Genomic DNA, 11,583 nt, shown 5'->3' with positions numbered 1-11,583 from the left:
GGTGATGGTGGCTGTGGGAGCGGCGATGGTGACTTTGCGCTCAATGGGGCCGTTGTTTTGCAGTTGGGGCGCCAGTTCGCCGGTGTCGGCGGCGGCGCCTGTCACCTGGGAGCGGAAGGTGCTGTCCACGCCAGAGCCAACGATGGTGATGGGCAGCGTGAGTGTTTTGTGGCTTTGTGCGGTGATGGCGCCCAGTGTGCATTCCACTTCCGAGGGCGCCGGTTTGGTGCAGCCTGTGGGCAATGCGGTGTCATCCACTTGCGCTTGCGCTGGCAAAGTGACCACGACTTTGCCGCCAGCGGCGCTGTCGCTTTGGCCATGGTTGTCCACCTTGACGGTGAGCGTGCCGTTGCCGCCTACTTGCAGGGGCGTGGCAAGCGTGAGTGTCGGAACCAGGTCTGGCGTGAGCAGCTTGTTGCAGGTATCGCTTGAGGCTGCGGCAACGATACTCTGGGCCAGGCTGCTAATGCTCTGATTTACACCAGCCGAGAAGGGGCTGATATCGCCGAAGGCGAACACACAGGATTTTCCGTTTTGCATGGCGGCACGCGGAGCGAACAGCCCATAAGCAGCTACCTTGGCAGTATTGGCGGGGCTGGTAGCAGGCGGCGTCTGACTGCCATCAAGGTATAAGGCATACGCACCGGGGACGTTGGTGTAGGTGTCATAGTCGCCACCGCTCAGGGAGGCCGGAAAGCCTGTATAGGGGAGTGTCTCGTTGAGGTAGTACCGTCCGCCCACGCCGCGCCCCAGATCAATACCAATGGGCTGGCTTGTCAAGCCCAGTTGCACCGTCATAGCGGCACTGATCGCTTTGTTCCACGTCTCGCCACTGGTCAAGGGGTCGGAGTGATCGCTGTTATTGGCAGATGTTCCATCATTGAAGAACACGAAAGTCAAGTCGCGTGCCGGATTAGCCAACATGCCCATCACTTCAGCCATACGGTCAGGCTCGTGGGCGCCTAATACACCCACAGCAATAACCGTGACATCATCCGGCAAGGTCAGGGGAGTGGCTTGCCCCGCAGCCAAATGCGTACGCCCATCCACCATATTGGCAGCGCCTCCAGAGGCCGCTTCAAAAGCGCCATAGAGGGCATTGCGATAAGTTGCATTGGTTTCACCTGTGGTCAATACCCAGGTTTTGGCGTGAACAGCACCTGTGGCACACAGCAAACCGGTGGCAAAGGCCATGGTTTTAATTACGAAGCAGGGTCGATGCATACGTGCTTTCAAATAGAGAAACTTAAAACCTACCCACGTTTTCAAAACATACGTGGGCAAAGGGAGGTTGCAACTCCCTGATTTCATGACTTTCTCGTCATATCTGACAGCGCTCGGCAAGCGCCAGGAGACAGCTCTCTGGATGAGCAATCTTTAGGGGCGGGCATTCTAAATGCGCAAGATTCCCCCGCCCTACAGTTCATAGAGCCTGCCAAAGTCCATTCTCGCTGTCAGAGAACCAGGGGAGCACGGTATCACTCCCCCTTGGTACTAAGCTGTGCGATCTAGAACAATCCGCTCAAGCAGCCTTACCCACCAGTGCGCTCCTGACGCTGGGCGGCCAGGCGCTGCTCGCGGGCGACGATTTCGTCGTGCCAGAGGCGATGGTTGCGCTTGGCCCAGGCGTAGCTGACGGTGCCGCGCGTCATGGCCTTGATGGAGCCCTTGACCCAGAAGGCCGCATAGACGTGGAACACGATGGAGAAGATCATCACGAAGCCAAAGAAGGCGTGCAGCAGCGAGGCAACGCGGATGATGTCGATGCCGAACAGGTGGCTGAAGTAGGCGCGCCACATGACGATGCCCGTCAGCAGCAGGCCCAGCATGCTGCCCAGCAGCACCCAGAACAGGATCTTTTGGCCAGCGTTGTACTTGCCCACGGGTGGCAGCTTGTGCTCCTGGTTAGCCAGCATGTCGCCCGGCTGCTTGAGCCACTGGATGTCGTTACCGTCCAGAAAGTTGTGGCGCCAAAAGCGCAGCGCCAGCACGGTGAACGAGAGGAACATCACGATGCCGATGAAGGGGTGCAGGATGCGCGTCCACGGGCCGCCGCCAAACAGGTTGGTGAGCCAGAACATGGAGGGGTGAAACAGCGCCAGGCCCGAGAGCGCCAGCAGCACGAAGCTGATGGCGGTGAGCCAGTGGTTGCTGCGCTCGTTGGCCGTGTAGCGCTGGATGGCCGGACGGCCCTCGGCGTCCACGGCGAAGTCGATGGGCGTGGGGCGATGGTGTTCAGTCATGGCGGGCCTCCTGCTGCAATGGCGCGTGCGGCGCGTGCTGGACGTGCTGGGCATGGTGCTCATGGTGCGCGTGTTCGGTGGCGATGCCTGCGGCCTGGCGGCGCGCCAGGGCCTGGGCGTCGGCCTCCTCCTCATCTTGCTCGGTGGGCTTGTTGGGGCCTACGCGGGTGTAGTGGAAGAAGCCGCCCAGCGCGGCCAGGGCGATGCCGGCCAGGGCCAGCGGCTTGGTCACACCCTTCCACAGCCGCACCACGGGGCTGACCTGCGGCGCATCGGGCAGGCCCGCGTACAGCGAGGGGTTGTCGGCATGGTGCAGCACGTACATGACGTGCGTGCCGCCCACGCCAGCGGGGTCGTACAGGCCCGCGTTGGCGTAGCCACGGTTTTTCAGGTCGCCAATGCGGCGCTCGGCCTGTTCCGTCATGGCCTGCTTGGTGCCGAACATGATGGCGCTGGTGGGGCAGGTCTTGACGCAGGCCGGCTCGCGGCCCACGGCCACGCGGTCCGAGCACAGGGTGCACTTGTAGGCCTTGTTGTCCTTCTTGGAGATGCGCGGCACGTTGAAGGGGCAGCCGGTGACGCAGTAGCCGCAGCCAATGCAGTGCTCCTCATGGAAGTCCACGATGCCGTTGGTGTACTGCACGATGGCGCCGGGCGAGGGGCAAGCCTTGAGGCAGCCGGGGTCCTCGCAGTGCATGCAGCCGTCCTTGCGGATCAGCCACTCCAGATTGCCCGAGGCCTCGTTCTCGTACTCGGTAAAGCGCATCACCGTCCACGAGTCGGCCGTCAAGTCCATGGGGTTGTCATACACGCCATGGTTGTGGCCGATCTCGTCGCGCAGGTCGTTCCATTCCGAGCAGGCGGTTTGGCAAGCCTTGCAGCCAATGCACTTGGAGACGTCGATGAGCTTGGCCACTTCGCCCGAGCGCGGCTCGCGCACCTGGGGCGAAGGCGTGGTGGTGGCCGAGCGCTGTTTGATGTCCAGGGATTGCAATGCCATGTGGACTCCTTCAGATCTTCTCGACCTTCACCAGGAAGGTCTTGAACTCGGGGGTGTTGGTGTTGCCATCACCGACGAAGGGGGTCAGGGTATTGGCGATGAAGCCTGGCTTGGCCACGCCCTTGAAGCCCCAGTGGATGGGAATGCCCACGTGGTGGATGGTTTTGCCATCGATCTGCATGGCCTTGATGCGCTTGGTCACCACCGCCACGGCCTTGATGTAGCCGCGCTTGGAGCTGACCCGGACGCGGTCGCCCGCCTTGACGCCAATGGATGTGGCCAGGGCTTCGCCAATCTCCACGAATTGCTCGGGCTGGCTGATGGAGTTGATGATGGAATGGCGCGTCCAGTAGTGGAAGTGCTCGGTGAGGCGGTAGGTCGTGCCCACGTGGGGGAATTCCTCGGGCTTGCCGAAGGTCTCCCAAATGGGCGTAAAGACCCGCGCCGCTGGCGAGCTGGTGGCCTTGGGGTTGTTCGGGTGCAGCGGGTTGTAGCCCAGCGGCGTGTCGAACGGCTCGTAGTGCTCGGGGAAGGGACCTTCGTTGAGCAGCTTGCGCGAGAAGAAGCGCGCCACGCCCTCGGCATTCATGATGAAGGGGCCAGCGCCCGCCTCGGGCGCGGAGGTGGCGATGAAGTCCGGCACGTCCGCACCTGTCCAGCGCTTGCCGTTCCAATGCACGAGCTGGCGGTGCGGATTGAAGGGCCTGCCCTGTGGGTCGCAAGATGCGCGGTTGTAGAGCACGCGGCGGTTGGCCGGCCAGGCCCAGGCCCAGTTCAGCGTGTTGCCGATGCCGGTGGGGTCGGAGTTGTCGCGGCGGGCCATCATGTTGCCCTCCTCCGTCCAGGAGCCGGCAAAAATCCAGCAGCCGCAGGCGGTGCTGCCGTCGTCGCGCAGCTCGCCAAAGCCAGAGATTTGCTGCCCGGCCTTGCGCAGCACCTTGCTGGGGTCTTTCGGGTCGGTCAAATCCACCAGCGCGCGGCCGTTGAGCTCCATGGCCGTTTCCTGCGCTGTGGCCTCGTGCTGCTGGGCGTAGGGCCAGTCCAGGTGCAGGATCGGGTCGGGGTAAGCGCCGCCTTCCTTGCGGTACAGCTCGCGCATGCGCAAAAACAGCTCCGACATGATGTGGATGTCGGTGCGCGCCTGGCCGGGCGGCTCGGCGGCCTTCCAGTGCCATTGCAGCACGCGGCTGGAGCTGACGATCTCGCCCTCGTCCTCGGCAAAGCAGGTCGTGGGCAGGCGGAAGACCTCAGTCTGGATGGCTTTCTCGTCCACGTCGTTAAACTCGCCGTGGTTCTTCCAGAACTCGGAGGTGTCCGTGGCCAGCGGATCCATGACCACCAGGAACTTGAGCTTGGACAGGCCGTTGCGCACGCGGTTCTTGTCCGCCAGCGCCGCCAGCGGGTTGAAGCCCTGCGCCAGGTAGCCGTTGACCTTGCCCTCGTTCATGAGCTGGAAGTACTGGAGCATGTCGTACTCCTTGTCCAGCTTGGGCAGGTAGTCGTAGCCCCAGTTGTTCTCGGCCGTGGCGTTCTTGCCGTACCAGGCCTTCATCAGGCTGACGTGGAACTTGGAGTAGTTCTGCCAGTAGCTGACCTGCCCGGGGCGCAGCGGCTTGTGCGCCCGCGCGGCGATGTAGCCGGCGTAGTCCTGCTCATGCTCGCGCGGCAGGCTCAGATAGCCCGGCAGGCTGGCCGAGAGCAGGCCCAGATCGGTCAGGCCCTGGATGTTGGAGTGCCCGCGCAGCGCGTTCATGCCGCCGCCGGCCACGCCGATGTTGCCCAGCAGCAGCTGCACCATGGCGCCGGTGCGCAGCATCTGCGCGCCGATGGAGTGCTGCGTCCAGCCCAGCGCGTACATGATGGTGGCCGCGCGGCCCGGCACGGCCGTGCTGGCGAGCTTCTCTGCCACGTGCAGGAACTTCTCCCTGGGCGTGCCGCACACGCGCTCGACCATCTCCGGCGTATAGCGGCTGTAGTGCTTCTTCAAGAGCTGATAGACGCAGCGCGGGTGTTGCAGCGTCGGATCCACCACGGCGTAGCCATCGGCGCCGCGCTCGTAATCCCACGAGGTTTTGTCGTAGGTGCGCGTCTCTTCGTTGTAGCCCGAGTAGATGCCATCGACGAACTCGAAGTCATCGCGCACGACGAAGCTGAAGTCCGTGTAGTTGTGCACGTACTCCTTGTGGATCTTGTCGTTGCTCAGCAGGTAGTTGATGACCCCGCCCAGGAAGGTGATGTCCGTGCCCGAGCGGATCGGCGCGTAGTAATCGGCCACCGATGCCGAGCGGTTGAAGCGCGGATCGACCACCATGAAATAGGCGCCGTTGTGCTCCTTGGCTTCGGTCACCCACTTGAACCCGCAGGGGTGGGCCTCGGCGGCATTGCCGCCCATGATCAAAATCACATCCGCATTCTTGATGTCGACCCAATGGTTCGTCATCGCGCCACGGCCAAACGTCGGGGCAAGACCTGCCACCGTCGGGCCGTGTCAGACACGCGCCTGGTTGTCGAATGCAAGAAGGCCGAAATTGCGCATCACCTTGTGGGTGATGTAGCCCGTTTCGCTGGTGGAGGCCGAGGCGGCCAGCATGCCCGTGGTCAGCCAGCGGTTGACCACTTTGCCATCGTCCGTGTGCGTGACGAAGTTGGCATCGCGGTCGTCCTTCATCAGCCGGGCGATGCGATCCATCGCCTCATCCCAGGACAGATCCGTCCACTCGCTCGCGCCAGGGGCGCGGTACTGGGGCTTGAGCAGGCGGTTGGGGCTGTTGATGAAATCCAGCAAACCCGCACCCTTGGGGCACAGCGTGCCGCGGTTGACCGGATGATCGGGGTCGCCCTCGACGTGGATTACGGCACGCTTGGCATTGCGCACGCCATCGCTGAGCGAGTACATCAAAATGCCGCAGCCCACCGAGCAATAGGTACAGGTCTGGCGTGTGACCTGCGCGGCCGCAAGCTTGTACTGGCGCACCTCCGCCAGCGCTTCCGAGGGCGAAAAGCCCATCAGCGCCAGACTGGAGCCCGCCAGGGTCGAGCCAGTCACTTGCATGAACTGGCGCCTGGAGACGTTCATCATGGGGTTGACCTTTCAAAAGGTTCAGAAGATCTCTTTATTTTTCTGCTGTCACGGCAGCGGCCAGCACCGTATCCGCTTGAGCCGCTTTGCCACGAAGGGGCGACATTGTAGAAATGGCCTGGCACTCCTTCACGCACCGCACACTTGACCGAGTGACTCACTCTGCCATTGCCCACAAACGCCTCAGTAGCAAGGCTCCCACCCATCAAGTCCGGCCATGATGGACTGCTCAATCTGATGCGTGAAGCGGTGGTTTCCCTAAACCCAACCGCCGGTGGCACTGCACTGTCGCCCGCCTGTCGCCCTGCTGACCTTGCCTGTCGCCCGCGATTCTGGCGATAGTAGCGGCCCGTTCACAGGAGTCTTTATGCACATTCAGAAACTTCGATTGCAACGCGGTTGGTCGCAGCAACAACTGGCCGAGCTGAGCGGGCTGAGCACGCGCACCATCCAGCGGCTGGAAAACGGCCACAGCGCCAGCGTGGAGAGTCTGAAAGCACTGGCTGCCGTGTTTGAAGTGGACTTTCACAGCCTCAAAGGAGAAACCGCCATGCCTGCCGCCGCCCCTTTTGCCTCGCCACCAACCGCCGCCCTGCCCCACGCCGAGCCGGATGCTGCGCCCCATGCATCAACCCACGCACCCGCCCCATCCGCTTCACCTTCGCTAGCCGAGCAGGAAGAAGCCCTCGCCCTGCGCCATGTGCGCAGGCTCAAAGCCTTCTACCGCCATGCGATGGTGTATGCCTTGGTGATGCCATCGCTTTTCGTCATCGATGCGCTGACCTCGCCCGGGCTTTGGTGGGCGCAATGGCCCGCGCTGGGCTGGGGGCTGGCCTTGCTCATCAAGGGCCTGCGTCTTTCCGATTGGCCGATGGGGCCCGAGTGGGAAAAGCGCCAGGTGGAAAAACGCCTGGGCCGCAAGCTATAACTGCGGCTTTTCAACGCATTCGCGCATTTGTGCATTGACGAACGCGTTGCAGCGTTATTTGCCTGCCCTACCCCGCCATGCCTTTATGGATTGCCCGCCATCCCCGGGTGGTGCTGCCCGAAGCGATCTGCTACGGTGCCAGCGAAGTGCCCACCGACCCCGCCCACGTGCAGCAGTGCGCCCAGGCGCTGGCGCAGTGGCTGCCGCCGGGCTGCCGCATCACCACGTCCGAACGTGAGCGCACCCGCGCGCTGGCGCAAGCGCTGGCCGAACTGCGGCCTGATTTGCCTGCTGCGCGCAGCGATGCCCGCCTGAATGAAATGGATTTCGGCCACTGGGAAATGACGCCCTGGCGCTGCATCCCCCAATCGGCAGTCGATGCCTGGGTGGCGGATTACCCCACGCACCGCTTCGGCGGGCGCGAATCGGCGCAAGATGTGCTGGATCGCGTCACCGCCCTGGTGGCCGATTACCTTGCTGAACGCCGGGCCGAGCGCCGCGCCCGGCGAGAAGCCCAAAACACTCCCGCGCCCCAGTTATGGATCACCCATGCAGGCGTATGCAAGGCGCTGGCGTTTCTGCAAAGCCACCCCGGCGGCCGCCTGCACAGCGCCGCCCAATGGCCCCGGCACAGCATCGATTACGGGCAATGCCTGCCAGCGAGCGAATGGGGGTTGTAGCAGCCGTCACGCCTCACCGTTTCCAAATCAGGGGAAATGCAAAAAATGGCTTACGGCACGCCTATCAGGCCATAAGCCATTTTTTATCGACGATTTGATTTGGAAATCCGGAAAAATGCATTGCCAATCAAAGGAAAAATTTACACCCCTATTTTGGCAACGCACGTATAGCAAATTTCTTTCAAATAATGCCCTTTGATATGGAATTCAAGCACCCAGCTCGCTTGCTGCATTCTTGCCGCAAGAGCCAGGGGCCTTGCCGCAATGGCAGGTGTGATCCAGCCCCACGCTATTGGCCAGACCGGCGCAGGAGCCGGCAATGGGCTTGCGCCCGGCCATGACGCCAATGGCCATGCCGGCCACCACCAGCAGCATGAAGATGAGGGTGAAGAGCCAGATCATGGTTGTTCTCCAGAAACGGATGGGGGAAGAGTGGCATTAAAGGCGCCATCAAAGGCCACCGTGCTGCGGGAGGCAAAGCCGCCATTTTCGCCTTCGTTTTTGTTTTCGTTTTTGTCCTCGCCCGTGCGGGTGATGAACAAGGCGGCCGGGCCGTACGCGCTGGCGTAGTCGTGGCCCACCTCTGGCCCCAGCGCCATCAGCAGGGTGGACAGGCCATCGGCCTGCAAGGCCGAGGCGTGAGCCACGGCTGAAGCGGCAAGCCCTGCGGGCCACGGCACAGGCCAAAAACCTGCCTCATCGCCCGTCCCTATTCAAAGCTTGCTATGAAATCAAAAGCGCCCGCCCTGCAATGCTGACACCTGCCCCAGGCGGGGCCCCGCCCAACCAACCCCTCCAGCCAGCGCCAGAAAAAACCGCCCCGAAGGGCTAATGCCGTTCACTTAACCCAGTGAACGGCATTTTTGTTGGATATCTGCGGCACACTTTCTGCCAAGTCATTTTTTTCCTTGGCACAGATGCCCCGCAAACACCACCTTTACCCTGACTTTGGCTCACTCACCCGCAACCTTGACCCTCAATGGATAGCACAGGCCCTGGCAACCACGGGCTGCGCCAGTGTGCGCAAGCGCAAGTTGCCTGCCGAGCGGGTGGTCTGGCTGGTCATTGCCCTGGCGATGTACCGCCACCAATCCATGGCGCAAGTCGTTGCCGACCTGGATCTGGCTCTACCCGATGAGATCAACACCGACATCGCCAAGAGCGCCTTGACCCAGGCTCGCCAGCGCCTGGGGCAGGAGCCTTTGTCGCAGCTGTTTGGCATGAGTGCCGCGGTCTGGGATCAGCGTCATCAGCAAGGCAGAAGCTGGCGGGGACTGGCCCGCTACGCTGTCGATGGCAGCACGCTCAGAACGGCGGACACCCAGGACAACCGTGAGCACTTCGGCGCGCAAGAGTACGCCTCGGGCGCTGTGGCCAGCTACCCTCAGATGCGCCTGCTGACCTTGACCTCGCTGAGCACCCACCTGGTGCGCGATGCCGTCTTTGGCGAGTATGGCAAGAACGAGATGCGCCATGCCAAAGACCTGCTGGCAGCCATCGAGGATCACTCCCTGACCGTCTTTGACAAGGGCTTTCTCAGTGCCGAGCTCTTGCTGCAAGTGCAAAGTGCCGGGACAGCCCGTCATTGGCTGATTCCTGCCAGGAGCAACAGCCGCTGGCAGCGCCTGGGAGATGATCCATCGGACTATCTGGTGCAGATGAAGGTCTCGCCGCAAGCGCGCAAGGCCAACCCGCTGTTGCCCGAGTTTTGGCAGGCCCGTGCCATCGAGACGGTCTCTGCCAGAGGCCAGCGTCGAATACTGCTGACATCTTTGCTCGACGCCAAGCGCTGGCCCGCCCAGGAGATAGCGCAGCAGTATGAGCAGCGTTGGCGCATCGAGACCAGCTACCGAGAACTCAAGCAGGAGTTGCTTGGCAGTGGGCTGACGCTGCGCAGCGGCACGCCGCAAACCGTGATGCAGGAGGTCTGGGGTGCTTTGCTCGCTTACAACCTGATTCGGCTGGAGATGGCCGAAGTGGCCAGGCAAGAGGGTGTGGCGCCGACGGACTTGAGCTTCACGGTGGCGTTGAACTACATGCGCTACGAGTGGCTCAGCCTGGCGAGCATCAGCCCGGGATTGCTGCCCAAGCACTTGCTGCGGTTACGCCAGCGTCTGGGTGAGCAACTGCTGCCCAAACAACGACGGGGGCGACAATGCCCCCGTGTTGTGAAGAAGCCCCCTGCTCGCTATCCGTTCAAGCAGGTTCGTGCTGTTAAGTGAACGGCATTACCCCGAAGGGCGGTTTTTTCTCAGGGCCGGGACCGTGGGTTCAGGCCCATGCCGGCTTTTCCTTGGCCCCGGCCGCTCAGACGGCCTTGCGCAAGCGCCGCGCGCCCAGGCCGGCGACGGCCAGGCCCAGCAGCATCAGGCCCCAGTGGCCCAGCGTGGGCACGGCCGTCACGCCCATGGGGCCGGCGGTAATGGCCGTGGTGGCGGCCAGCGGGTCGCTAATCTCGCCATTGGCCGCGTTGTCCGCATCGCCCAGGCCGCCGTCGGCCAAGGTGATTCTGGTCACGCTGCCGCTGGTGCTGATGCCCGGGTGCGCGTAATAGCTGTCTGCCGTGGCGCTGCTGCTGGCGCGGCCGTACTTGAGCGCGCCATCCACCGCGCCGGGCCATTGCACGCTCATCGTCACCTCGCTACCCACATCGCAGCCCGTGAGCTTGAAGCGGAAGGCCCCATACGGCAGGCTTTGCCCGCTGGGCGGCGCGACCGGCGCGGCAATGAAGGCGGTGCTGCCCGCATCAAAGCGGCAGTTGGCCCCGCCGCCGGTGAAGGTGGCCACCGCCGGGGCACCCGCGCCGCTGGGCGGCACCGTCGTGCCCTCGAAGCGGCGGCGCACGTCCTTGAACGCGGCCGTCACGCTTTTGGCGCTGGTCACGTTCGTCAGCGTGCAGGTCGCCCCCGTGCAGTCGCCGCTGAAGCTGTCAAACACAAAGCCCGCGTTGGCCGTGGCCGTGCAAGTGGCATCGTCGCCGTTGGGCACCGGGTTGGGCGTGCAGCTCACCGTGCCGCTGCCTGCGGGGTTGACGGCAGTGGTGATGGCGTGGGTCGTGGCGGCGGCGGTGAAGTTGGCCGTCACGCTCTTGGCGCTGGTCACGTTCGTCAGCGCGCAAGTCGCCCCCGTGCAGTCGCCGCTGAAGCTGGAAGGGTAGCCCGTGTTGGCCGTGGCCGTGCAAGTGGCATCGCCACCGTTGGGCACGGGGTTGGGCGTGCAGCTCACCGTGCCGCCGGCAGCGGGGTTGGCCGTGGCGGTGATGGCGTGGGTCGTGGCCGTGGCGGTGAATTTGGCCGTCACGCTCTTGGCGCTGGTCACGTTCGTCAGCGTGCAGGTCGTGCCCGTGCAGTCGCCGCTGAAGCTGGTGAAGGTGTAGCCCGTGTTGGCCGTGACCGTGCAGGTGGCATTGCCGCCATTGGGCACGGGGTTGGGCGTGCAGCTCACCGTGCCACCAGCGGCCGGGTTGGCCGTGGCGGTGATGGCGTGGGTCGTGGCCTTGGCGGTGAATTTGGCCGTCACGCTCTTGGCGCTGGTCACGTTCGTCAGCGTGCAGGTCGTGCCCGTGCAGTCGCCGCTGAAGCTGGTGAAGGTGTAGCCCGTGTTGGCCGTGACCGTGCAGGTGGCATTGCCGCCATTGGGCACGGGGTTGGGCG

At 63.4% G+C, this 11,583-nt stretch carries 10 protein-coding genes; 3 read left to right on the top strand and 7 right to left on the bottom strand.

Annotated features, from left to right (window positions below; all coding sequences use genetic code 11):
• From EBQ26_RS12430 to fdnG, 4 genes are all read right to left on the bottom strand, one after another.
• The coding region (locus tag EBQ26_RS12430; RefSeq protein WP_238944364.1) for a hypothetical protein at positions 1-1,224 on the bottom strand (1,224 nt) is incomplete at its 3' end.
• A 308-nt stretch (positions 1,225-1,532) separates the two neighbouring features.
• Entirely contained in the window at positions 1,533-2,243 is a 711-nt protein-coding gene (locus EBQ26_RS12425) for a formate dehydrogenase subunit gamma (protein WP_122239553.1), read from the bottom strand.
• Positions 2,236-3,243, bottom strand: coding sequence for a formate dehydrogenase subunit beta (fdxH, locus tag EBQ26_RS12420; RefSeq protein WP_122239552.1), 1,008 nt, complete (start codon positions 3,241-3,243; stop codon positions 2,236-2,238). Before fdxH ends, EBQ26_RS12425 begins: the two co-directional genes overlap by 8 nt.
• A gap of 10 nt (positions 3,244-3,253) precedes the next feature.
• A complete protein-coding gene (gene fdnG / locus EBQ26_RS12415; RefSeq protein ID WP_147474067.1) occupies positions 3,254-6,322 on the bottom strand; it encodes a formate dehydrogenase-N subunit alpha in 3,069 nt (1,022 codons plus the stop codon).
• A 367-nt stretch (positions 6,323-6,689) separates the two neighbouring features.
• Between fdnG and EBQ26_RS12405 the strand changes: the two genes are divergently transcribed.
• Complete coding sequence (locus EBQ26_RS12405) at positions 6,690-7,250, top strand: helix-turn-helix domain-containing protein (RefSeq protein ID WP_122239550.1); 561 nt, start codon at positions 6,690-6,692, stop codon at positions 7,248-7,250.
• Between the two features lie 77 nt (positions 7,251-7,327).
• Positions 7,328-7,930 carry a histidine phosphatase family protein gene (locus EBQ26_RS12400; RefSeq protein WP_122239549.1) on the top strand — a complete coding sequence of 201 codons (603 nt, stop codon included), beginning with the start codon at positions 7,328-7,330 and terminating at the stop codon, positions 7,928-7,930.
• Positions 7,931-8,137: 207 nt separating this feature from the next.
• On the opposite strand, the gene nqrM is transcribed toward EBQ26_RS12400, so the two are convergent.
• A complete protein-coding gene (gene nqrM, locus EBQ26_RS12395) occupies positions 8,138-8,332 on the bottom strand; it encodes a (Na+)-NQR maturation NqrM (protein ID WP_122239548.1) in 195 nt (64 codons plus the stop codon).
• Complete coding sequence (locus tag EBQ26_RS12390) at positions 8,329-8,577, bottom strand: hypothetical protein (RefSeq protein ID WP_147474066.1); 249 nt, start codon at positions 8,575-8,577, stop codon at positions 8,329-8,331. Before EBQ26_RS12390 ends, nqrM begins: the two co-directional genes overlap by 4 nt.
• Before the next feature lie 270 nt (positions 8,578-8,847).
• Here EBQ26_RS12390 and EBQ26_RS12385 point away from each other — a divergent pair, with 270 nt between their 5' ends.
• Entirely contained in the window at positions 8,848-10,152 is a 1,305-nt protein-coding gene (locus tag EBQ26_RS12385) for an IS4 family transposase (RefSeq protein ID WP_122239546.1), read from the top strand.
• 85 nt (positions 10,153-10,237) lie between these two features.
• On the opposite strand, the gene EBQ26_RS12380 is transcribed toward EBQ26_RS12385, so the two are convergent.
• On the bottom strand, positions 10,238-11,583 hold a 1,346-nt coding region (locus tag EBQ26_RS12380; protein WP_122239545.1), incomplete at its 5' end, for an IPTL-CTERM sorting domain-containing protein.

Origin of the sequence: Allofranklinella schreckenbergeri, assembly GCF_003703475.1 — a bacterium.
In the GTDB taxonomy this organism is placed as follows: Bacteria; Pseudomonadota; Gammaproteobacteria; order Burkholderiales; family Burkholderiaceae_C; genus Lampropedia; species Lampropedia schreckenbergeri.
Note: the sequence above shows the minus strand (reverse complement) of the source record. Positions and strands in the feature narration are given on the sequence as shown.